Raw genomic sequence first — 23,187 nt, 5'->3', positions numbered from 1 at the left:
CCGCATACGATTTCTGGCCTTGGCGCGCGGCGGCTGTGCGGGCATAGCGCCTTCGCAGGTGCAACAGGAGCGAATGAGATGAGCGAAGCGGTCAAGGCAGCATGGGCAAAGCTGGAATCCCTGGCAAAGCCGACCCTGCAGACGCTGTTCGCGGATCCGGCGCGGCTGGACCTGCTCTCCGCACGGCTGGACCTGCCGGGCGGTGCGATCCGGTTCGACTGGTCCAAGACGCACCTTGATAGCGCGCATCTGGCCGCGTTCGAGGAACTGGCCGAGGTGGTGCGCTTCAAGGCGAAGCGCGGCGCGATGTTCGCGGGCGAGGCCATCAACGTGACCGAGGGTCGCGCGGTCGAACACACCGCGCTGCGCGGCGTGGGCCGCGACACCAGCGTCGAGGAAGCGGGGGCGCTCCACGCCCGGATGCGTAGCCTGGTCCAGGCGATCCACGGCGGCGCGCTGGGCGAAGTGAAGCACCTCATCCACATCGGCATCGGCGGCAGCGCGCTCGGCCCAGCACTGGCGATTGACGCGCTGGCCCGTGACGGGGCGGTGGTGGACGTCCATGTCGTTTCCAACATCGATGGCTGCGCGCTGGAAGCCGCGTTTGCCCGGTGCGATCCGGCCACCACGCTGATCGCGGTTGCTTCCAAGACTTTCACCACGATCGAGACGATGACCAACGCCGCCAGCGCGCTGGCCTGGCTGGGCGAGAATGGGGTCGACGATCCCTATGGGCGCGTCGTGGCGCTGACCGCCTATCCCGACAAGGCGGTCGAATGGGGCGTCGATGAAACCCGCGTCCTGCCGTTCCCGGAAAGCGTCGGCGGGCGCTATTCGCTGTGGTCGTCGATCGGCTTTCCGGTCGCGCTTGCGCTGGGCTGGGATGAATTTGCCGAGTTTCTGGACGGTGCGGCGGCGATGGACCAGCACTTCCTGGAAACCGACGGCGCGGCCAACCTGCCGCTGCGCGCGGCCTTTGCCGACCAGTTCTACACTCGCCTGAAGGGCTGCCAGACCCGCGCGGTGTTTGCCTATGACGAGCGGCTGGGCCTGTTCCCGGATTACCTGCAACAGCTGGAAATGGAATCGAACGGCAAATCGGTGAAGGCCGATGGTTCGCCGGTTGACGGGGCGACCGCGCCGATCACCTGGGGCGGGGTGGGGACGGACGCGCAGCACGCGGTGTTCCAGCTGCTGCACCAGGGCACCAACCTGGTCCCGGTCGACTTCATTGCCAGCATCGCGCCCGGCGACGCGCTGGACCCGGCGCACCACCGCAACCTGCTGGCCAACTGCTTTGCCCAAGGCGCGGCGCTGATGGCGGGCAAGGACGCCAAGGACCCTGCGCGGGCCTATCCGGGGGACCGCCCCTCGGCCACGATCCTGTGCGACGACCTGACCCCCGGCACGCTGGGCGCGCTGATCGCGTTCCACGAACACCGCACTTTCGCGAACGGGGTGCTGCTGGAAGTGAACAGCTTCGACCAGTTCGGCGTGGAACTGGGCAAGGAAATCGCCAAGGCGATCGAGGCCGGCAGCACCACGTTCGATCCCAGCACCGAGGCGCTGCTGGCCGAAGCCGGGATCAAGTAGGGCAAGATCGCCTATCACACTGACCAGCAAAACCGTTTGGCGAATCCGGCTTGGCCGCCCCATATCGCGCCCACACCAGGGAGCACATGATGGCTGAGTTCGACTATGACCTGTTCGTGATTGGCGCCGGTTCGGGCGGCGTGCGCGCCAGCCGGATTGCCGCGTCGCATGGCGCACGGGTCGCCGTGGCGGAGGAGTTCCGGGTCGGCGGCACCTGCGTGATCCGGGGCTGCGTGCCCAAGAAGCTGCTGGTCTATGGCTCGCACTTTGCCCATTCGCTGCACGATGCGGCGCAGTATGGCTGGACCATCGAGGGCGCGACGTTCGACTGGGCGACCTTGCGCGATTTCGTGGCGAGCGACGTTGACCGTCTGGAGCGGGCCTATACCTCCACGCTCAATACCAATAACGTCGAGCATTTTGCCGAACGCGCCGTGGTGGCGGGGCCGAACACCGTGCGGCTGGCATCGGGCCGCGAGATTTCCGCGAAGTTCATCCTGATCGCGGTCGGTGCATGGCCGGTCATGCCGGAGATCGTCGGGGCGGAGCATTGCATCACCTCGAACGAGGTGTTCCACCTGCCTGAATTGCCGCGCCGGGTCGTGATCCAGGGCGCGGGCTATATCGCGATGGAATTCGCCGGGATCTTCAACGCGCTGGGCAGCGATGTGACGGTGGTCAACCGCAGCGACGTGATCCTGCGCGGCTATGACCACGACCTGACGGCACGGCTACAACCGATCATGGAAGCGCGCGGCGTGAAATTCGGGTTCAACCGCCCGATCCGCGAAGTGCAGAAGCTGGCCGATGGTTCGCTGCTGGTCCATGCGGGCGAGGGTGATCCGATCCCCGCCGACGTCGTGCTGGTCGCCACCGGCCGCCGCCCCAAGACCGACGGGCTGGGGCTGGAAAACGCCGGCATCACGCTGGGCAAGGGCGGCGAAATCCCCGTCGATGCCTTCAGCAAGACCGCGTGCGACAGTATCTATGCCGTGGGCGACGTAACCGACCGGGTGCAGCTGACGCCGATTGCGATCCGCGAAGGCCACGCCTTTGCCGACACCGTGTTCGGCGGCAAGCCGCGCTCCACCCATTACGATGCGATCCCCAGCGCGGTGTTCTCGCAGCCGCCGATTGCCTCGGTCGGCCTGACCGAAGCCGATGCCCGCGCGCAGCTGGGCGAAGTCAGGGTCTACACCTCGGACTTCCGGCCGATGCAGAACATGTTCGCGACCCAGGCGGAGCGGGGCTTCTACAAGCTGGTGGTGGACGCGGGCACCGACAAGGTTGTCGGCATCCACATGATCGGCCCCGATGCGCCTGAAATCCTGCAAGCCGCCGCGATTGCGGTGAAGGCCGGGCTGACCAAGGCGCAGTTCGACGACACCATCGCGCTGCACCCGTCGATGGCGGAAGAACTGGTGCTGATGCGCTGAACCCATTCGTTCGCAATGACGAGTGGCAAGTGAGGCCATGTTGTATCCCGCCACTAACCCGCTACTCTCCCTCGAAATCAAACGGGGAGAATAGCGTGGCTGGAACAGTGCTGGTTACAGGCGGCAGCGGCTATATTGCCGGGGAAACGATCCGGCAGTTGCTGGCCGCCGGGTGGACCGTCCACACCACGGTGCGCAATCTGGCGCGCGAGGCGGAGTTGCGGCCCTTGCTGGGCGGCACGCCGGAAACGCTCAAGTTCTTTGCGGCCGACCTGATGGCGGATGCGGGCTGGGCCGAGGCGGCGGCGGGCTGCACGCACCTGTGCCACATGGCTTCGCCGCTGCCCGCCAGCGCGCCCAAAAACCATGACGAACTGATTGTCCCGGCGCGCGACGGCGCGCTGCGGGCGCTGCGGGCGGCCAAGGGAGCGGGCATTCGGCGAGTGGTGCTGACCTCGTCGATGGCGGCGGTTGCCTATGGCCACGGGCGCGGGCAGCACCGCTTTACCGAGGCGGACTGGACCAATGTCGACAGCCCCGATGCCTATGCCTACGTCAAGTCCAAGACCATCGCCGAACGCGCCGCGCGCGACTGGGTCGCGGCGGAAGGCGGCGAGATGGAATTCGTCAGCATCAATCCGGTGCTGGTGCTGGGGCCGCTGCACTCGGCCGATTTCTCGACCTCGCTGGAAGCGATCAAGAAGCTGCTCGAAGGCTCGATCCCCGGCCTGCCGAACTTCGGCTTCGGCGTGGTCGATGTGCGCGATGTGGCGGACATGCACGTGCGCTGCCTGACCGCGCCGGACATGGCCGGGGAGCGGTTCCTGTGCTCTGGCCGGTTCCTGTGGATGAAGGACATTGCGGCGATCCTGAAGGCCGGACTGGGCGATTCTGCGCGCAAGGTGCCCACCCGCCGCCTGCCCGACTGGCTGGTGCGGATCGCGGCGTTGTTCGATCCGCTGATCCGGCAGGTGCTGGGCGAACTGGGCAACGAGCGCGACGCCGACACCAGCCATGCCCGCCAGAAACTGGGCTGGACCACCCGGCCGGAGGAGCAGACGATCCTCGACACCGCGCGCGACATGATCCGGCTGGGGATCGTGAAGGTTTAGCGGGAGAAAGCATCCAGACCGTCACCCCGGACTTGATCCGGGGTCCCGCTGTTCTGGTTGGCGCAGTGCTGGAAGGAAGAAGCTGAACCCCGGATCAAGTCCGGGGTGACGTTGGATTGCTGTTCACGCCAGGCGGTATGGCACCACCCCGCGCTGGTCCGGATCGACCGTAATCGCCCGGTCGCTGGGCGGAAAGGCGCGCTGGTCGCAGTCCGGGCGGGGGCAGATGCGGCAGGATATGCCGATGCGGGTGGCCGCGCGGGGGGAGGCGAGGTCCAGCCCGTCGGCATAGACGAATTCGCTGGCGTGCTCCGCCTCGCACCCCAGCGCCACGGCATAGCGGCGCGGCGCGCGTTCGTAGGAGCCGGAGGGCTTCACCAGCCCCTTGGCCATCGAGACATAGCGCACCCCGTCCGGCGTTTCGGCCAGCTGCACCAGGATTCGGTCGGGAATCGCCACGGCCTCGTGCACGATCCACAGCGGGCAGGCCCCGCCGAACCGCGCGAATTGCAGGCGGGTGGCGGAGTGGCGCTTGGTGATGTTCCCGGCCATGTCGACCCGGCAGAAGAAGAACGGCACGCCGCGTGCGTCCTCGCGCTGCAAGGTGGACAGGCGGTGGCAGGCCTGTTCGAAGCTGGTGCCGAAGCTTTGCGCCAGCCGGTCGATGTCATGGCGCACGCTGCGCGCCTCGGTCCGGAACCGGCGATAGGGCATCAGCAGTGCCCCGGCGGCATAGTTGCACAGGCCGACGAACAGCAGTTGGCGCGAGGCCGCGCTGTTCAGCCGCGCGCCTTCGATCACGGCCGAAATCTCGTCCTTCAGGGCCAGCGCGGCGAGCTGGTGCGCCAGCTGAAAGCGGCGGCTTTCGGCAGGCTGGCCGGGGTCGATGGTCAGGTGGCCCATTTCCGCGTCAAAGCTGCGCAAGGCATGGTTGGTTTCGTAGACCAGCGAGACGGACAGCGCGTCGCGCAAGTGCGCTTCCAGCGCGGCGGTATCGGGGGTGAGCGAGCGGCCGGACAGCGTGGTCGCCAGCGTTTCCGCCGCGCGGTCCAGGCTGTCGACATAGTTGTTCGCAAAGTGAAACCAGTCGCGCACTTCCTCCCACGGCAGGCGGGCGATCCCGCCTGTTTCGGAGGACAGCGCCTCGTCCACCATCTGCAGGCGCTGGCCGGTGCGGCGATAGGCTTCGTGCAGTGCGATGAAGCGTTCGGCCAGCACGGGTTGCTGTTCGGCAAAGCGGGCCAGCTGCGCGGCATCCATCGGCTCCGCAAACAGCGGGTCGGCGTTGGCTTCGCGCAGGGCGGCCAGCCGGGTCTCGGTATCGCCCGCGCCAATCTCGCGCCAGTCGAGCGGGAAGGACTGGCTCAGCCGTTCGACCAGCGCCGGGGTCAGCGGGCGATCGTCGTTTTCCAGTTGCGAGAGATAGGACGTGCTGATCCCCAGCCGCGCGGCCAGCTCCGCCTGCTTGAGCGACCGTTCGGCGCGGATTGCGCGCAGCTGGGTTCCGGCGAAGATGCGGCGTGACATGATTCCTCCCCAGCATGGGGAGGGGGACCAGCGCAGCTGGTGGAGGGGCAGGTTCGGGCAAATGCGCCCGTGCCCCTCCACCACCCTGCGGGTGGTCCCCCTCCCCGGTGCGGGGAGGATAGTTTGCAAACTGGCACTTCGCAACTTCGCAAATTCACATTGGACTTTGCGTGGCCCGGCGCGCAGAGGGAAGGCTTGCAGTTTACCGGGACGGGGAAGATCATGTCCGCAAATATCGCCGAAATGGAAAAGCGCCGCGCTGCCGCCCGCATGGGTGGCGGGCAGAAGCGCATCGATGCCCAGCACGCCAAGGGCAAGCTGACCGCGCGCGAGCGGCTGGAAATCCTGCTCGACGAAGGCAGCTTCGAAGAGATGGACATGTATGTCGAGCATAACTGCGTCGACTTCGGCATGCCCGATCAGGTCATCCCGGGTGACGGCGTGGTTACCGGCAGTGGCACGATCAACGGCCGTCTGGTCTATGTCTTCGCGCAGGACTTCACCGTGTTCGGCGGCGCCGTGTCGGAACGCCACGCGATGAAGATCTGCAAGGTGATGGACAACGCCATGAAGGTTGGCGCGCCGGTCATTGGCCTCAACGATTCCGGCGGTGCGCGCATCCAGGAAGGCGTGGCGTCGCTGGGCGGCTATGCCGAGATCTTCCAGCGCAACGTGCTGGCCAGCGGCGTGGTGCCGCAGCTCAGCCTCATCATGGGGCCGTGCGCGGGCGGGGCGGTCTATTCCCCCGCGATGACCGACTTCATCTTCATGGTGAAGGACAGCTCCTACATGTTCGTGACGGGCCCGGACGTGGTCAAGACGGTGACCAACGAAGTGGTCACGCAGGAGGAACTGGGCGGGGCAATCACGCACAGCACCAAGACCTCGGTGGCCGACCTCGCGCTGGAAAACGATATCGAGGCGCTGCTGACGGCGCGCGACTTCTTCGATTTCCTGCCGCTCAACAACCGCGAGGAAGTGCCCGAGCGGCCGACCGAAGACCCGTGGGACCGTCTGGAAGACAGCCTCGACACGCTGATCCCGGCCAATGCCAACCAGCCCTACGACATGCACGAAGTCGTCAGGAAGGTGCTGGACGAGGGCGATTTCTTTGAAATCCAGCCGGGCCACGCCGCGAACATCATCTGCGGGTTCGGGCGGATCGAGGGCAAGACGGTGGGCGTGGTCGCCAACCAGCCGATGGTGCTGGCGGGCGTGCTCGACATCAACTCGTCGAAGAAGGCCGCGCGGTTCGTGCGGTTCTGCGATGCGTTCAACATCCCGATCCTGACCTTCGTCGACGTCCCCGGCTTCCTGCCCGGCACCGCGCAGGAAATGGGCGGGATCATCAAGCACGGCGCGAAGCTGCTGTTCGCCTATGCCGAATGCACCGTGCCGAAGATCACCGTCATCACTCGCAAGGCCTATGGCGGCGCGTATGACGTGATGGCCTCCAAGCACTTGCGCGGCGACCTCAACTACGCCTGGCCGACGGCCGAGATCGCGGTGATGGGCGCGAAGGGCGCGGTGGAGATCATCTTCCGCTCCGACATCGGCGATCCCGACAAGATCGCGGAACGCACCAAGGAATACGAAGACCGCTTCGCCAACCCGTTCGTGGCGGCGAGCAAGGGCTTCATCGACGAGGTGATCCACCCGCACTCCACCCGCCGCCGCATCGCGCTGGGCCTGCGCAAGCTGCGCAACAAGCAGCTCGAGAACCCGTGGAAGAAGCACGACAACATTCCGCTGTAAGGATTGCTCCATGAAACTTGGCCGTTTGAACCACATCGGGGTTGCAACCCCGTCTATCGCGGACTCCATCGTGTTCTATCGCGATGTCATGGGCGCGACGAAGATCCATGAGCCGTTCGACCTGCCCGATCAGGGCGTGAAGGTCTGCTTCGTCGACACCCCTGGTGCCGATGGCGCGCTGAACGGCACGCAGATTGAGCTGATCGAGCCGCTGCCCGGCAACACTTCCATCGCCAGCTTCCTGGAGAAGAACCCGGCGGGCGGGCAGCATCACATGTGCTACGAAGTGCCCGACATCCACGCCGCCAAGGCCGAGTTCGAGGCGATGGGCAAGCGCGTGCTGGGTGAGCCCCGGATCGGCGCGCATGGCACGCTGATCTTCTTCGTCCACCCGCGCGACATGCAGGGTGTGCTGACCGAAATCATGGAAACGCCGAAAGAGGCGCATTGAGCGCCCGTTGGAGAGAGGACCGCGAATGACCTACGAAACGATCACGCTGGACGTTGCCGACCAGATCGCCACGATCACGCTCAACCGTCCGGACCGGCTCAACGCCTGCTCGCTGGATATGGCGGATGACATTTCCGACGCCCTGGACCGGCTGGACGATGCGCGCGTTCTGGTGATCAAGGGCGCGGGCCGGGCGTTCTGTTCGGGCGCGGACCTGCAGGCGCGCGGCGATCGTCCCGTCACTGGCGGGCAGGGCAGCTACATCGCGCTCACCCAGAAGTACAACCCGATGATCATGAAGCTGGCGCGGCTCAACATGCCGATCATCACCGCGGTGAACGGTGCAGCGGCGGGCGTTGGCTGCTCGATCGCGCTGGTGGGGGACTTCGTGCTGGCGGGCAAGGCCGGCTACTTCCTCCAGGCGTTCGTCAACATCGGGCTGGTGCCGGATGGCGGGTCCACGTGGATCCTGCCGCGCCTGGTCGGCAAGGCGCGCGCGACCCGCATGATGATGCTGGGCGAAAAGATCGGTGCCGATCAGGCCGAAGCCTGGGGCATGATCTACAAGAGCGTCGAGGATGCCGAGCTGGAGGCCGAAACGGCCGCGCTGGCCGCCCGTCTCGCGACCGGCCCGACCCTGTCCTATGCGACCATGCGCAAGAACATCCTGATCGCCCTTGAAAACAGCCTGTCCGACACGCTGCTGGCCGAAGCCGAAGGCCAGCGCATCGCCGGGTCGAGCGCGGATGCGGCCGAGGGCGGGCTTTCGTTCCTGCAAAAGCGCAAGCCCAACTTCCAGGGCAAGTAATGACAGTCCCTCTCCCCGGTGGGGGAGAGGCAATGAGGTGAAAAATGGCAAAGATCGAAGACTGGCAGGCCGCGGCGGCAAAAGAGGTCAAGGGCAAGGACCTGACCTGGAATACCCCCGAAGGCATCGCGGTAAAGCCGCTCTACACGGCGGATGACGTGAAGGCCGATCCCGGCCTGCCGGGCTTCGCGCCGTTCACGCGCGGCGTGCGCGCATCGATGTATGCGGGCCGTCCGTGGACGATCCGCCAGTATGCGGGCTTCTCGACCGCAGAGGAATCGAACGCGTTCTATCGCCGCAATCTGGCGGCGGGGCAGAAGGGCCTGTCTGTGGCGTTCGACCTCGCCACCCACCGCGGCTATGACAGCGATCACCCGCGCGTGGTGGGCGACGTTGGCAAGGCGGGCGTCGCCATCGATAGCGTCGAGGACATGAAGATCCTGTTCGACGGCATCCCGCTCGACAAGATGTCCGTCTCCATGACCATGAACGGCGCGGTGATCCCGATCCTGGCGTTCTTCATCGTCGCGGGCGAGGAGCAGGGCGTTCCGACCGAGCAGCTCGACGGGACCATCCAGAACGACATCCTCAAGGAGTTCATGGTCCGCAACACCTACATCTATCCGCCTGAGCCCAGCATGCGGATCATTTCGGACATCTTCGCCTACACCAGCGCGAAGATGCCGAAGTTCAATTCGATCTCGATTTCTGGCTATCACATGCAGGAAGCCGGGGCGACGCAGGTGCAGGAACTGGCCTTCACCATCGCCGACGGCATGGAATACGTGAAATACGGTGTCGCCAGCGGGCTGGACATCGACAAGTTCGCGGGCCGGCTGAGCTTCTTCTTCGCCATCGGCATGAACTTCTTCATGGAAGTCGCCAAGCTGCGCGCCGCGCGCGTGCTGTGGCACCGGGTGATGACGAACCTGGGCGCTAAGGACGAACGCAGCAAGATGCTGCGCACCCACTGCCAGACCAGCGGCGTCAGCCTGCAGGAGCAGGACCCCTACAACAACGTGATCCGCACCACGATCGAGGCGATGGCCGCGATGCTGGGCGGCACCCAGTCGCTCCACACCAACGCGCTGGACGAAGCGATCGCGCTGCCGACTGATTTCTCGGCCCGCATCGCCCGCAACACCCAGATCGTGATCCAGGAAGAAACGGGCATGTGCAACGTGGTCGATCCGCTGGGCGGGTCGTACTACATCGAGGCGCTGACCCAGGAACTGGTCGACAAGGCGTGGGAAATCATCGAGCGCGTCGAGACGCAAGGCGGCATGGCCAAGGCGGTTGCCGCGGGCTGGCCCAAGGCGATGATCGAGGAAGCCGCCGCCGCCCGCCAGGCCCGCGTTGACCGGGGAGAGGACGTGATCGTCGGCGTCAACAAGTATCGCCTCGCATCCGAAGACCAGCTGGAAACGCTGGAAGTGGACAACCACGCCGTGCGCGAAGGGCAGATCGCTCGCCTGAAGCGCGTGCGCGAAACCCGCGACGAGGCAAAGTGCCGCGCCGCGCTGGCCGCGCTGACCGAAGGGGCGAAGTCGGGCGGCAACCTGCTGGCGCTGGCGGTCGATGCCGCGCGTGAACGGGCGACGCTGGGCGAAATCTCCGACGCGATGGAAGCGGTGTTCGGCCGTTTCGGCACTGTGCCGACCCCGGTCAAGGGCATCTACGGCGCCGCCTATGCCGAGGACGCGCGCTATAACCAGGTGATCGACGGCGTCGAAGCCGTGACCCGCCGCCTGGGCCGCAAGCCCCGGATGCTGGTCGCCAAGATGGGCCAGGACGGCCACGATCGCGGCGCGAACGTGATTGCCAGCGCGTTCTCCGACATGGGCTTTGACGTGACCAGCGGTCCGCTGTTCCAGACCCCGGAAGAAGCCGCGCAGCTGGCGCTGGAAGCCGATGTCGACGCGGTGGGCGCCTCCTCGCTCGCGGCCGGGCACAAGACCCTGATCCCCGAACTCATCGGCCACCTGAAAGCCGCTGGCCGCGCCGACATCAAGGTCGTCGCGGGCGGCGTGATCCCGCCGCAGGACTATGACTTCCTGCGCGAAGCCGGGGTGCAGGGGATCTACGGTCCGGGCAGCAACGTGGTCGAATGCGCTGCGGACATGCTGCGCCTGCTGGGCCACAACATGCCGCCGCTGGATGCCTGAGGAGGGACTGATGACCCAGAAACTCGAAACGCTGACCATCCACGCCGGGTGCGAGCCGGATCCGACCACCAAGGCCCGGATCACGCCGATCTACCAGACGGCCAGCTATGTGTTCGATAGCGCTGAACATGCGGCCAACCTGTTCGCGCTCAAGGAATTCGGGAACATCTACACCCGGATCATGAACCCCACCAACGCGGCGCTGGAAGGCAAGATCGCGGCGCTGGAAGGCGGGGTGGGCGCGCTGGGCGTGGCTTCGGGCCATGCCGCGCAGATGCTGGTGTTCCACACCCTGATGGAGCCGGGCTGCGAGATCGTGGCCGCGAAAAAGCTCTATGGTGGCAGCCTCAACCAGCTGGCCCATTCCTTCGCCAAGTTTGGGTGGAAGACGGTGTTCGTCGATGCCGACGATCCGGCCAATGTCGCCGCCGCGATCAACGAGCGGACCCGTGCGGTGTTCATCGAAAGCCTGGCCAACCCCGGCGGGGTGGTTCAGGACATCGCCGCGATCGCCGATGTGGCCCATGCCGCCGGGGTGCCGCTCGTCGTGGACAACACGATGGCCACGCCGCTGCTGTGCCGCCCGATCGAACATGGCGCGGACGTTGTCGTGCATTCGTGCACCAAGTTTCTCAATGGGCACGGCAACTCGGTTGGCGGGCTGATCGTCGATTCCGGCAAGTTCGACTGGGTCAAGAGCGGCAAGTATCCCTCGCTGACCCAGCCCAACCCGTCCTATCACGGTGCGGTGTTGAGCGATGCGGTGGGGCCGATGGCCTTCATCATTGGCTGCCGTGTGCTGGGCCTGCGCGATCTTGGCCCCGCGCTCGCGCCGATGAATGCGTTCCTGACGCTGACCGGCATGGAAACGCTGGCCCTGCGCATGGAACGTCATTGCGCCAACGCGCAGCACCTGGCCGAATGGCTGCAGAACCATCCCAAGGTGGCCTGGGTGCGCTATGCCGGGCTGCCGGATGATCCCTATCACCAGCTCGCCAGGCGCTACCTTGGTGGCAAGGGCGGGGCAGTGTTCACCTTTGGCGTCAAGGGTGGTTACGAGGCGGGCGTGAAGCTCGTTTCATCGGTCAAGCTGCTCAGCCATCTCGCCAACATCGGGGATACCCGCAGCCTGGTGATCCATCCCGCTTCGACCACGCACAGCCAGCTTGGTGAAGAGGAGCTTGCCGCTGCCGGAGCCGGGGCAGACGTGGTGCGCATCTCGGTCGGGATCGAACATATCGACGATATCGTGGCCGACCTCGCGCAGGCGCTCGAACAGATTTAAGCGATTGGAATAGAAACCAATGTTCAAGAAAATCCTCATCGCCAACCGTGGCGAAATTGCTTGCCGGGTGATCAAGACCGCCCGCCGCATGGGTATCCAGACGGTGGCCGTCTATTCCGACGCCGATGCCCGCGCGCCGTTCGTGGCTATGGCGGACGAGGCCGTGCACATCGGCCCGTCGCCCGCCGCGCAGTCCTACCTGATCGCGGACAAGATCATCGCCGCGTGCAAGGCGACCGGGGCGGAAGCGGTCCATCCGGGCTATGGCTTCCTGTCGGAACGCACCAGCTTTGCCGAGCAGCTCGCCGCCGAGGGCATCGCCTTTATCGGGCCGCCGGTGGGCGCGATTGCCGCGATGGGTGACAAGATCGAATCCAAGAAGCTGGCCAAGGCCGCGGGCGTGAACGTCGTCCCCGGCTTCGTGGGCGAGATCGAGGATACCGAGCACGCGGTGCGCATCTCGAACGAGATCGGCTATCCAGTGATGATGAAGGCTTCGGCCGGCGGCGGCGGCAAGGGCATGCGCCTCGCCTACACCGAACAGGACGTGCGCGAAGGCTTTGAAGCGGTGAAGCGCGAAGGGCTGAACTCGTTTGGCGACGACCGCGTGTTCATCGAAAAGTTCATCCTCAATCCGCGCCACATCGAAATCCAGATCCTGGGCGACCAGCACGGCAACATCCTCTACCTGAACGAGCGCGAATGCTCGATCCAGCGCCGCCACCAGAAGGTGGTGGAAGAAGCGCCGTCGCCGTTCGTCACGCCCAAGATGCGCAAGGCAATGGGCGAACAGTGCGTCGCGCTGGCCCGTGCGGTGGGCTATTACAGCGCCGGCACGGTGGAACTGATCGTGTCGGGCGCGGACCCCAGCGGGGAGAGCTTCTACTTCCTCGAAATGAACACCCGCCTGCAGGTGGAACACCCCGTCACCGAATGCATCACCGGAATCGACCTGGTCGAACAGATGATCCGCGTGGCCGCCGGGGAAAAGCTGGCCTTCACGCAGGATGATGTGAAGATCGAGGGCTGGGCGATTGAAAACCGCGTCTATGCCGAAGATCCCTATCGCGGGTTCCTGCCCTCGACCGGGCGCCTGGTGCGCTACAATCCCCCGGTGGAAGGCTGGACCGATGACGGCAGCGCCAACGGACGGCGCGGCGTGGACGGCGTGCGCGTGGACGACGGCGTCTATGAAGGCGGCGAAGTGTCGATGTTCTACGACCCGATGATCGCCAAGCTGATCACCTGGGGCGAAACCCGCGACGAAGCCGCCGACCTCCAGATCGCCGCGCTCGATGCGTTCGAGATCGAGGGGCTGGGCCACAACATCGATTTCGTCTCCGCGATCATGCAGCACCCGCGCTTCCGCTCGGGCGAGCTGACGACGGGCTTCATTGCCGAGGAATACCCGGAAGGGTTCACCGGCGCGGCGGCCTCGGACGCGGCGAAGAAGCACCTGGCAGCCATCGCCGGGTTCATCGCCACCGCCCGCGCCGACCGCGCCCGCCAGATCAGCGGACAGCTGGATGGCGCGCTGGAGCCGCCCTATGACTGGACGGTGACGATCGGCGATCAGTCGTTCGAGGTTGCGCTGGACGAGGACGTGACCGTCAACGGCGAAGTCATCGACCTCGCGCTGGAATACACCCCCGGCGACCGGTTGGTGCAGGCCGAAGTGGACGACACCGTTTATGGCGTGAAGGTGGAGCCGACCCGCTCCGGCCTGCGCATGACCACGCGCGGGGCGATCCACAACGTCCAGATCCTGCCCTCGCGCATCGCGCATCTGACCCGGCACATGATCGAAAAGGTCCCGCCGGATCTTTCGAAGTTCCTGATCTGCCCGATGCCGGGCCTGCTGGTGGCGCTGCATGTGGCCGAAGGCGACAAGGTCGAAGCCGGCCAGCCGCTGGCCGTGGTTGAAGCGATGAAGATGGAAAACATCCTCCGCGCCGAAAAGAGCGCCACGGTGAAGAAGGTCAACGCCAAGGCCGGCGACAGCCTGGCTGTGGACGCGATCATTCTGGAACTGGAATAACCCGCACCAGCGGGCGGGGGCGGTGCGCTCCCGCCCGCAGGGTTGCTGGCAAGGAATAGGCGCTCCGGGAAACCGGGGCGCCATTTTCTTGCGCCCACGGCAAAACGGGCAGCTTTCGCCGCCCGCTGTGAATTTCCGTGATGTCTGGAAAATCTTGGTCGGGACGAGAGGATTCGAACCTCCGACCCCCACACCCCCAGTGTGATGCGCTACCAGGCTGCGCTACGTCCCGACCGTGGAGGCGGCCTATATGCAGGACGGGCGGGGATGGCAAGGGCGCAGCGCACCTTAATGCGCTTTTCGCCTTGCGGGGTTGAAGCGCGGGGGAGAGGCCCCACTTAGCGGTGACTTAACCACTGCGTTCCGGGGGGCGGCGCGTTGCGAAGGCGCGGCTTAGCTGCTAGGCGCGCGCAATTCTGTCCGGCATTTGCCGGATCAACGCATTACGCAAGAAGGCAAGACTGTCCATGAACAGCCACATCCTCAACATGCTCGCCGCCGCTGCCGCCGATGCTCCGCCGGCCTGGGTGCAGTTCCTCCCGCTGGTCGCGATGGTCGCGGTGTTCTGGTTCCTGATCCTGCGCCCGCAGATGAAGCGCCAGAAGGAACAGGCCGCCAAGATCGCCAGCATCAAGAAGGGCGACCAGGTGCTGACGGGCGGCGGCCTGATCGGCAAGGTGGTCAAGGTGGACGAGCATTATGCCGAGCTCGAACTGGGCCCCAACGTGCGCGTCAAGGCGGTGAAGTCCACCATCGCCGATGTGATCCCGCCCGCAGGCGCGGCTCCGGCCAACGACTGAACCGCCGCGCGGCTGGTTCGTCCCTCCTACTCCTGATGAAGCAAGGCACTGTCGATGCTTGATTTTCCCCGCTGGAAACAGCTCTGGCTCTGGTCGCTGGCACTGGTGCTGTCGCTGGCCGCGCTGCCGTCGATCTTTGCGGTGGCCGGGCTGTCCTGGCCGGCAGCCTTGCCCGCGCCCCGGATCAACCTGGGGCTGGACCTTGCCGGGGGTAGTCACATCCTGCTGGAAGCGAACCCCGAACAGGTCCGCCGCCAGCGCCTGGAAAGCATGGAGGAAGACGTCCGTGCCCGGCTGCGCCAGGCCGATCCGCAGATCCGCATCGGCGATATTTCGTCCAAGGATGGCCGGGTGTCGTTCATGGTCGCCGATCCGGCCCAGGTCGATGCCGCGCGCGAACAGCTCCAGACGCTGACCAGCGGCGCGCAGCTGACCGGGCAGCGCGACTGGGACCTGGCGGTGCTGGATGGCAACCGCATCGTCCTGACCCCGACCAAGGCCGGGATCGACCTGGCGATCAGCCAGGCGATGGACACCGCGACCGAAGTGGTGCGCAAGCGCATCGACGCGCTCGGCACGCGCGAGCCGACGATCATCCGCCAGGGCGCGGACCGCATCGTGGTGCAGGTGCCGGGCCTGAAGGATCCCGCCGCGCTGAAGAACCTGCTGGGCCAGACCGCCAAGCTGGAGTTCAAGCTGGTCGATGGCTCGGCCATTCCGGCCGACGTGGCGCAGGGCATCGCCCCTCCGGGCAGCGAAATCGTGCCGTGTCTCGATGCCGGGGCCTGCGGCGGCGTGCCCGCGCTGGCGGTGAAGCGGCTGGGCGGGATCAAGGGCGATCAGCTTGCCAACGCGCAGCAGAGCACTGACAGCCAGACCAATGCGGCGGTCGTGAACATCACGTTCGACCAGCAGGGCGGCGCCAAGTTCGCCAAGCTGACGACCGAGAACGTGCGCAAGCCGTTCGCCATCATCCTGGATGGCAAGGTGCTGTCTGCGCCGGTGATCGAGGAACCGATCCTGGGCGGCACGGCCCGCATTTCCGGCAGCTTCACGGTGGAAAGCGCGAACCAGCTGGCGATTTCGCTGCGCTCCGGCGCGCTGCCGGTGGACCTCAAGGTGGTCGAGGAACGTTCGGTCGGACCGGACCTTGGCGCGGACTCCATCGAAAAGGGCATGATCGCGTTCGGCGTCGGCACCGGCCTGCTGGTGCTGTTCATGATGGCGACTTATGGCCGCTTCGGCATCTACGCCAATTCGGCGCTGGTGTTGAACGTGCTGATGATCCTGGGCGTGATGGCGATCATGAACACCACGCTGACCCTGCCGGGCATCGCCGGGTTCGTGCTGACCATCGGTGCGGCAGTGGACGCCAACGTGCTGATCAACGAGCGCATCCGCGAGGAACGCGCGCGCGGCCGCCGGGTGATCCAGGCGGTCGAGATGGGTTATACCGAAGCCAGCCGCGCGATCTTTGACGCGAACATCACCAACGTCATCGCGGCGGTGCTGATGTTCCTGTTCGGCTCTGGCCCGGTGCGCGGCTTTGCCGTGGTGCTGATGATCGGGATCGTGACCTCGGTGTTCACCGCCGTGACCATGACCCGCCTGTGGGTGTCGGGCTGGCTGCGCCGCACCCGTCCCAACGATATCGTGCTGTAAGGGAACCGGCCCATGAAACTGCTCAAGCTTGTCCCGGACAACACCAACATCAAGTTCCTGCGGCTCAGCAACGCGTTCTACGCGATGAGCGCGCTGCTGATGGCGGCTTCGATCTTCCTGGTGTTCACCAAGGGCCTGAACCTGGGGGTCGATTTCGTCGGCGGCCAGATGATCCGCGTGACCTTTACCCAGAGCGCCGAGGCCCCCGTGGCCGAGTTGCGCACGCAAGTGGGTGAGCTTGGCTATGGTGAGCCGATCATCCAGCAATTCGGCAAGCCGAACGAGATTTCGGTGCGCATGAAGCTGCCCGAAGGGTCGGAAGCCGATGCCAGCCTGGCCGATGCGATGGCCCGCAAGATCACCGCCACGATCAAGGCCGAGCATCCCGATGCCCGGATCGACGGGGTGGATTCGGTGTCCGGCAAGGTTTCGGGCGAATTGTTCAAGACCGGGATGCAGGCGCTGTTCGCGGCGATGCTGGCGATTTCGGTCTATATCTGGGTGCGGTTCGAATGGCAGTTCGGGGTGGGCGCGCTGCTCAGCCTGCTGCACGACGTGACGCTGACGCTGGGGCTGTTCGCGCTGACCCAGATGGAGTTCGACCTCAACATCGTCGCCGCGATCCTGACGCTGATCGGCTATTCGCTGAACGATACCATCGTGGTCTATGACCGTATCCGCGAGAACCTGAAGAAGTATCGCCGGATGCCGATGGCCGAGCTGCTCGACCTGTCGGTCAACGAAACGCTCAGCCGCACGATCGTGACCACGCTGTCGCTGCTGATCACGCTGGTGGCGCTGCTGGTGCTGGGTCCGAACGTGATCTTCGGCTTCACCGCCGCGATCACGCTGGGTATTTTCGTCGGCACCTACAGCTCGATCTACATGGCCGCGCCGATCCTGATGTGGCTGAAGGTGACGTCCAACAGCTTCGTGCAGGCCGAAACCGAGATCGAACGCCAGGAGCGCCTGGCGCGTGAACGCAGCTGAGCGCGCGTCCCTTCAAGGGGCATCGCGCTTAATGAAAATCGCGTGAGCGCGGCAGGATCCGCGCCGCGCGGGGATGGCCGCGCGTCCGCACCGGCGGGGCGCGGCCGGGGGCGCGGTCCGGGTCGGCCAGCTGGTCGAGCAGCGCCGAAGCATCGGTAATCCGCCGCGCCATCAGGTGAACGACGTCCTCCTTGCTGCGCTGGATTTCGCCCTCGATCCGCATCATCCGCGCGCCCATCACGGCGGCGCGCTGGTTTTCCAGCTCGCGGGTCCAGAGCAGGGCGTTGACCACGCCGGTCTCGTCCTCGATCGTGATGAACACCGCGTTGCCCTTGCCGGGGCGCTGGCGGATCAGGACAATCCCGGCGACGACGGCCTTGCGCCCATCCGGCGCGGAATTGGCCTCTGCGCAGCTGATCACGCCGTCCGCCGCCAGCCGCGCGCGCAGGAACTGCATCGGGTGGGCCTTCAGCGACAGCCGGGTGGTCTGGTAATCGGCCACGACTTCCTCTGCCAGCGGCATCGCGGGGAGCGGCGCAGCGTGTTCCTCGCCCAGTTCGGCGGCCTGTGCGAAGGCGAACAGCGGCAGTTCCCCCGGCGGGGTGCGGCGCACGTCCCACAGCGCCTCGCGCCGCGATTTGCCCAGCGATCCCAGCGCGTCGGCATCGGCCAGCTTGCGCAGCGCGGGCGGGGGCAGGGCGGCGCGGCGGGCGAGGTCCTCGATTCCGGCGAACGGCGCGGCGGCGCGGGCCTCCACGATCGCCGCCGCCCAGCTTTCCCGGAATCCGCCGATCTGGCGCAGCCCCAGCCGCAGCGCGAGCGCGTTGCCGCGCCGCTCCACCGTACAGTCCCACGCGCTGGCACAGACATCGGCGGCGCGCACTTCCACCCCGTGTTCGCTCAGGTCGCGGACCAGCTGCGCCGGGGCATAGAACCCCATCGGCTGCGAATTGAGCAGCGCGCACGTGAACACCGCCGGGTGGTGGCACTTCAGCCAGGACGAGACATAAGTCAGCCAGGCAAACGCCTGCGCGTGGCTTTCGGGAAAGCCGTATTCGCCGAAGCCCTTGATCTGTTCAAAGCAGCGCTCGGCAAAGTCGGCCGAGTAACCGCGCGCGGTCATCCCGCCGACCAGCTGTTCCTGATAGCGGTGCATCGTGCCCACATTGCGGAACGTCGCCATCGCCCGGCGCAGCCCGTCAGCCTGCGCGGGGGTGAAGCCGGCGGCAACGATCGCCAGCTTCATCGCCTGTTCCTGAAACAGCGGCACGCCCAGCGTCTTTTCCAGCACATCGCGCAACTCGTGCGGATCGTGCGGCGGGGCGGGCGAGGGGTAGTCCGGCACTTCCTCGCCATTGCGGCGGCGCAGATAGGGGTGGACCATGCCGCCCTGGATCGGGCCGGGGCGGACGATGGCGACCTGGATCACCAGGTCATAGAACCGGCGCGGGCGCATCCGGGGCAGCATGTTGATCTGCGCGCGGCTTTCGACCTGAAAGGTGCCGATGCTGTCCGCCCGGCGCAGCATGGCGTAGGTCTCCGGGTCTTCCAGCGGCACGTTCTGCAGGTCGTGGTCGCCCAGCCCTTGCGCGCGCAGCAAGTCGAAGCTCTTGCGGATGCAGGTCAGCATCCCCAGCGCGAGCACATCGACCTTCATCAGCCCCAGCGCGTCGATATCGTCCTTGTCCCATTCGATGAACGTGCGCTCCGGCATCGCGGCGTTGTGGATCGGCACCAGTTCGTCCAGCCGTCCCTCGGTCAGCACGAACCCGCCAACGTGCTGCGACAGGTGGCGCGGGAAACACAACAGCCGCTCGACCAGTGCGGAGAGGCGGGCGATTTCCGGGTTGGCGGGATCGAACCCGGCCTCGGCCATGCGCTCCGCGCGCACGGTGCGGTCGTACTGACCCCAGACGGTGGAAGTCAGGCGGGCGGTGACGTCCTCGGTCAGGCCCAGCGCCTTGCCCACTTCGCGCACGGTGCTGCGCGGGCGGTAATGGATCACCGTCGCGGCAATCCCGGCGCGCTCGCGGCCATAGCGGCGATAGATGTACTGGATCACTTCCTCGCGCCGCTCATGCTCGAAATCGACGTCGATGTCGGGCGGCTCGTCGCGTTCTTCGGACAGGAAGCGCGAGAACAGCAGCTTTTCGCGGACCGGATCTACCGAGGTGATCCCCAGCAGATAGCAGACCAGCGAATTGGCCGCGCTGCCCCGGCCCTGACACAGGATCGGCGGATCGAGGCTGCGGGCATAGCGGACGAGGTCATGGACGGTCAGGAAATAGCTGGCATAGCTGCGTGAGCGGATCAGGCGGAATTCCTCGTCCAGCGTCGCGCGGTAGGCGGGGGGGATGCCATCGGGAAAGCGGCGCGCGGCGGCTTCCTGCGCCAGCTGTTCCAGCCAGTCATGCGGATCGCGGCCATCCGGCACCGGTTCGTGCGGGTATTCATAGCGCAGCTGATCGAGCGTGAAGTCGATCCGCCCCAGAAGGTCGGTGCTGGCGGAAAGCGCGGCGGGGCAGGGGCGGAACAGGCGGGCGAGTTCGGCGGGGGACTTGAGGTGGCGCTCGGCGTTCGCCTCCAGCCGCTTTCCGGCGGTGTGGATCGCCGTGCCTTCGCGAATGCAGGTCAGGATATCGTGGAGCTGGCGCGCGTCCGCACTGGCATAGAGCGCGTCGGTGGTGGCGAGCAGGGGCACGCCCGCCGCCTCCGCCAGCGCCTGCCGCGCGGCCAGCAGGCGCGCGTCGCGGCCCCGGCGCGGCATCGTCGCGGCCAGCCAGACGGCATCGGGGCATACTTCCTGCAAGCGGCCCAGCAGTGCCGTGTCGCCGCCGGTGGCGATCAGCAGCAGGTCCTGCGCATAGTCGCACAAGTCGTCCAGATGCAGGATGCAGTCGCCCTTGTCGGCGCGGCGGTTGCCCCGGGTCAGCAGCCGGGTCAGCCGCCCCCAGCCGGTGCGGGTCGCGGGATAGGCGACCACATCGGGCGTGCCATCGGCAAACACCAGCCGCGCGCCGACCGCCAGCCTGAGGCCACTCTGCGCCCCGCCCAGTTCACGCCAGGCGGTGTGGGCGCGCACTACGCCTGCCACCGTGTTGCGATCCGCGATCCCGATCCCCGCCAGCCCCAGGTAATGCGCCCGCGCGACCATCTCCGCCGGGTGTGAAGCCCCGCGCAGGAAGCTGTAGTTGGTGGCTGCGATCAGCTCGGCAAAAGGAGCGGCCATCAGGCGAACAGCCCGTGCAGGAACCAGCGCGGATCGGCGCGTTCGGTGTAGAGCCCGTGGCGGAAGATCCAGAACCGCCGCCCGCGCTGGTCCTCCACGCGGTAGTAATCGCGGGTCAGCCCGCCGCCGCCCGGTGCCTCGCCGCCGCGCCGCCGCCACCATTCCGCCGCGATCCGCTCCGGCCCTTCATAGCGCCGCACCTCCAGCAGTTTGCGCTGCCAGCGAAACCGCAGCGGCGGGCCGTCGGGCACTTCGGCGATGACTTCCACCGGCTGCGGCGGATCGAACAGCAGCAGCGGGCGCAGCGGCGGCTCGCCCGGTGCGGGCGCGGGCAGGCGCAGCGGCGCGGCGGGGTGGGTGAGCGCGGGCAGGGCCGCTTGCGCCTGTTCGGGAATGTGGCTGTCCTGCGCCACCAGTCGCCGGATGCGGCCGGGGCCAAGCCGGGTGCTGAGCTGCTCCACCAGTTCGGCCAGTGCCGATGCGGGATCGCCTTCGCCCGCATCGGCAAAGGCGGCTTGCGCTGCGTCCAGTCGCTGCACCGCCGGGATTGCCAGCGTGATGCTGTCATAGCCGAAGCCGGGGTCGAGTGGGTCGGCCAGCGCGCCGATCCGTTCCGCGAACAGTCGCTGGATGCGGGCGGGATCGCGGGTCGGCGCGGCGGCGGCGACTTCCAGCGCGTGAACCGCGCCGTCGCTGCGGTGCAGTTCCAGCCGGAATGCACGCCCGCCGTGCCCGCGCTCTCGCAATGCCGCGACGGCCCGGTCCAGCAACTCGGCCAGCGCGGCGGCGATGCTGTCCTGATGGGCGACGGGTTCGGCAAAGCGGCGGGTGAAGTGCAGCGGCGTTTCGACTTGCAAAGGCGTGCTGGGGGCCTGCTCGTCCCCGCTCAACCGGTGCAGTCCGGTGACGGCGCCCATGCCAAAGCGCGCGGCGATAGTCGCGGCGGGGCGGGCGGCGAGATCGCCCACGCTCTTCAGTCCGGCGCGCAGGCAGGCGCGGGTCGCCTCTGCGTCCAGCCCCAGCGCGCCGACCGGCAGCGCGCGGATCGCGGCGGCTTCGTCCGTGACGGGCAGGGGGGCATGGCGGGCGAGCGCGCGCGCCGCCGCCAGCGTTCCGGCGCAGGCGCTGCGCACGGTCAGGCCCAGCGCGGCGCAGTGGTCCTCCACCCGCTCGGCCAGCGCGGCCTCATCCCCGAACAAGTGCGCGGTGCCGGTGATGTCGAGGCCGATCCCGTCGGGCGGCAACAGCGTGACGTGCGGGGTAAAGCGGATGCAGTCCTGCCCCAGCTGTTCCAGCCAGAGGGCATCGGCGGCGGGGTCATGCTCCTGCGCGGCCAGATCGGGGTGGCGCGCGCGGGCATCGGCCAGCGTCATGCCGCGCGCCAGCCCCAGCCGCGCCGCTGCTGCATCGAGTGCGACCAGCCGCAGCGCATTGCCCTGCCGCGCGTGCAGCACCAGCGGCGCGTCAGGCGGCGTTTGGGAAGGAGACGACGGCTCCGCCCGCAGCCGGTCGGTCGGCAGGAACGGAAACCACAGGCTCAAATAGCGCCGCGTCCTGGAAAATGCGTTGGTCACGGTTCCACTCCAGCCGCCAGCTGAGGCCAGACGGGCCTGCGCGCTGGCGCAGCAGGGCAAGGTCGAAAGTCGGCGCGCCGGGGGCATTGGCGGGCAGCGCGCGCGATGGGGCGGCGCTGATCGCCCAGCGGGTGTCCGCCGCGCTGGGGGCTGGCTGCGCGCCGATCCGCAGCAGCAGCAGCGTCACCCCGGTGCGCTCTGCCGCCAGCAGCAGGCGGCGGCTGGCGGTCAGGTCGAGCCGGGGCATCGGCCCGCGCGCCTCCAGCAGGACCGCGCCCAGATCGGCGCAGCGCAGCGCGTCGTGCCCGGCCCGCAGCAGCGCGGGCGCATCGTCGGCCAGAACGAACAGGCAATCGCGCGGCAAGGTGCCGCACAGTTCCAGCAAGCCTTCGGCCTGGACGATCCCGCTGGAGCGCACCGCGCCGCGTTCGCGCAGCCAGACCAGCGGCTTGCCGCGCCCCAGCACCCCGGCGGCAAGCAGCGCGGCAAAGCCGGCGGCGCTGGCCCCGTCGTCCGGTTCGGCGGCGTGGATTTCATGGATCCGCCCCGCCGCCAGCCCGCCGCCCAGCGCCGCGTCGAGCGAGGCGACGCCGGTCGGGCAGCGCAGCGGCGCGGCTTTGTCTGGCAGGGAAAGGGACAATTCGGGGCGGGGCACATTCATCACGCTGGCATCACGCTGGGTTCGAATCACGGGAACAATGTTCACTATATGTTCCAAATCCGTTTCAAGGCAATCGTCATCTGTCGGGTTTCCCTTTGCCC

Annotated in this window: 16 protein-coding genes and 1 tRNA gene; 12 read left to right on the top strand and 5 right to left on the bottom strand. The window is 67.0% G+C overall.

Features of this window, described 5'->3' with window-relative positions; translation table 11 throughout:
- The first annotated feature begins 78 nt into the window (after positions 1-78).
- From pgi to IE113_RS08130, 3 genes are all read left to right on the top strand, one after another.
- Positions 79-1,593: a glucose-6-phosphate isomerase gene (gene pgi, locus IE113_RS08140; protein ID WP_189540282.1), complete on the top strand. Its 1,515-nt coding sequence runs from the start codon at positions 79-81 to the stop codon at positions 1,591-1,593.
- A gap of 89 nt (positions 1,594-1,682) precedes the next feature.
- Positions 1,683-3,029 carry a glutathione-disulfide reductase gene (gorA, locus tag IE113_RS08135; RefSeq protein ID WP_189540280.1) on the top strand — a complete coding sequence of 449 codons (1,347 nt, stop codon included), beginning with the start codon at positions 1,683-1,685 and terminating at the stop codon, positions 3,027-3,029.
- Positions 3,030-3,124: 95 nt separating this feature from the next.
- Positions 3,125-4,141 carry an NAD-dependent epimerase/dehydratase family protein gene (locus tag IE113_RS08130; RefSeq protein WP_189540278.1) on the top strand — a complete coding sequence of 339 codons (1,017 nt, stop codon included), beginning with the start codon at positions 3,125-3,127 and terminating at the stop codon, positions 4,139-4,141.
- 123 nt (positions 4,142-4,264) lie between these two features.
- On the opposite strand, the gene IE113_RS08125 is transcribed toward IE113_RS08130, so the two are convergent.
- Positions 4,265-5,668: a helix-turn-helix domain-containing protein gene (locus IE113_RS08125; protein ID WP_189540276.1), complete on the bottom strand. Its 1,404-nt coding sequence runs from the start codon at positions 5,666-5,668 to the stop codon at positions 4,265-4,267.
- Between the two features lie 222 nt (positions 5,669-5,890).
- Between IE113_RS08125 and IE113_RS08120 the strand changes: the two genes are divergently transcribed.
- The 6 genes from IE113_RS08120 to IE113_RS08095 are packed head-to-tail and all read left to right on the top strand — an operon-like array spanning position 5,891 to position 14,170.
- On the top strand, positions 5,891-7,423 hold the full coding sequence (locus IE113_RS08120; protein WP_189540274.1) for an acyl-CoA carboxylase subunit beta: 1,533 nt from the start codon (positions 5,891-5,893) through the stop codon (positions 7,421-7,423).
- A 10-nt stretch (positions 7,424-7,433) separates the two neighbouring features.
- Positions 7,434-7,874, top strand: a complete 441-nt coding sequence (gene mce, locus IE113_RS08115; RefSeq protein ID WP_189540272.1) for a methylmalonyl-CoA epimerase — start codon at positions 7,434-7,436, stop codon at positions 7,872-7,874.
- A gap of 25 nt (positions 7,875-7,899) precedes the next feature.
- Positions 7,900-8,682, top strand: coding sequence for an enoyl-CoA hydratase-related protein (locus tag IE113_RS08110; RefSeq protein WP_189540271.1), 783 nt, complete (start codon positions 7,900-7,902; stop codon positions 8,680-8,682).
- 44 nt (positions 8,683-8,726) lie between these two features.
- Complete coding sequence (gene scpA, locus IE113_RS08105; protein ID WP_189540269.1) at positions 8,727-10,847, top strand: methylmalonyl-CoA mutase; 2,121 nt, start codon at positions 8,727-8,729, stop codon at positions 10,845-10,847.
- A gap of 10 nt (positions 10,848-10,857) precedes the next feature.
- Complete coding sequence (locus tag IE113_RS08100; RefSeq protein ID WP_189540267.1) at positions 10,858-12,132, top strand: O-acetylhomoserine aminocarboxypropyltransferase; 1,275 nt, start codon at positions 10,858-10,860, stop codon at positions 12,130-12,132.
- Positions 12,133-12,151: 19 nt separating this feature from the next.
- On the top strand, positions 12,152-14,170 hold the full coding sequence (locus IE113_RS08095; protein ID WP_189540266.1) for an acetyl-CoA carboxylase biotin carboxylase subunit: 2,019 nt from the start codon (positions 12,152-12,154) through the stop codon (positions 14,168-14,170).
- A gap of 155 nt (positions 14,171-14,325) precedes the next feature.
- On the opposite strand, the gene IE113_RS08090 is transcribed toward IE113_RS08095, so the two are convergent.
- Positions 14,326-14,402: transfer RNA gene (locus tag IE113_RS08090), tRNA-Pro, on the bottom strand.
- Between the two features lie 235 nt (positions 14,403-14,637).
- Between IE113_RS08090 and yajC the strand changes: the two genes are divergently transcribed.
- From yajC to secF, 3 genes are read left to right on the top strand one after another with little or no spacing between them, the layout of a single operon-like run.
- Positions 14,638-14,970: a preprotein translocase subunit YajC gene (yajC, locus tag IE113_RS08085; protein ID WP_189540264.1), complete on the top strand. Its 333-nt coding sequence runs from the start codon at positions 14,638-14,640 to the stop codon at positions 14,968-14,970.
- A 54-nt stretch (positions 14,971-15,024) separates the two neighbouring features.
- Positions 15,025-16,632: a protein translocase subunit SecD gene (gene secD / locus IE113_RS08080; protein ID WP_189540262.1), complete on the top strand. Its 1,608-nt coding sequence runs from the start codon at positions 15,025-15,027 to the stop codon at positions 16,630-16,632.
- 12 nt (positions 16,633-16,644) lie between these two features.
- The gene (secF, locus tag IE113_RS08075; RefSeq protein WP_189540260.1) at positions 16,645-17,622 is read left to right on the top strand and encodes a protein translocase subunit SecF; all 978 of its coding nucleotides are present in this window, start codon (positions 16,645-16,647) and stop codon (positions 17,620-17,622) included.
- A 28-nt stretch (positions 17,623-17,650) separates the two neighbouring features.
- Here secF and IE113_RS08070 read toward each other — a convergent pair whose 3' ends face one another.
- The 3 genes from IE113_RS08070 to IE113_RS16295 are packed head-to-tail and all read right to left on the bottom strand — an operon-like array spanning position 17,651 to position 23,116.
- A complete protein-coding gene (locus tag IE113_RS08070; protein ID WP_189540258.1) occupies positions 17,651-20,851 on the bottom strand; it encodes an error-prone DNA polymerase in 3,201 nt (1,066 codons plus the stop codon).
- Complete coding sequence (locus tag IE113_RS08065; protein ID WP_229822209.1) at positions 20,851-22,392, bottom strand: Y-family DNA polymerase; 1,542 nt, start codon at positions 22,390-22,392, stop codon at positions 20,851-20,853. The genes IE113_RS08070 and IE113_RS08065 overlap by 1 nt, the downstream gene beginning before the upstream one ends.
- Positions 22,316-23,116 carry an ImuA family protein gene (locus IE113_RS16295; RefSeq protein WP_229822208.1) on the bottom strand — a complete coding sequence of 267 codons (801 nt, stop codon included), beginning with the start codon at positions 23,114-23,116 and terminating at the stop codon, positions 22,316-22,318. Before IE113_RS16295 ends, IE113_RS08065 begins: the two co-directional genes overlap by 77 nt.
- Between the last annotated feature and the right edge of the window lie 71 nt (positions 23,117-23,187).

The organism is Novosphingobium arvoryzae, from assembly GCF_014652615.1.
GTDB classification, from domain to species: domain Bacteria; phylum Pseudomonadota; class Alphaproteobacteria; order Sphingomonadales; family Sphingomonadaceae; genus Novosphingobium; species Novosphingobium arvoryzae.
Note: the sequence above shows the minus strand (reverse complement) of the source record. Positions and strands in the feature narration are given on the sequence as shown.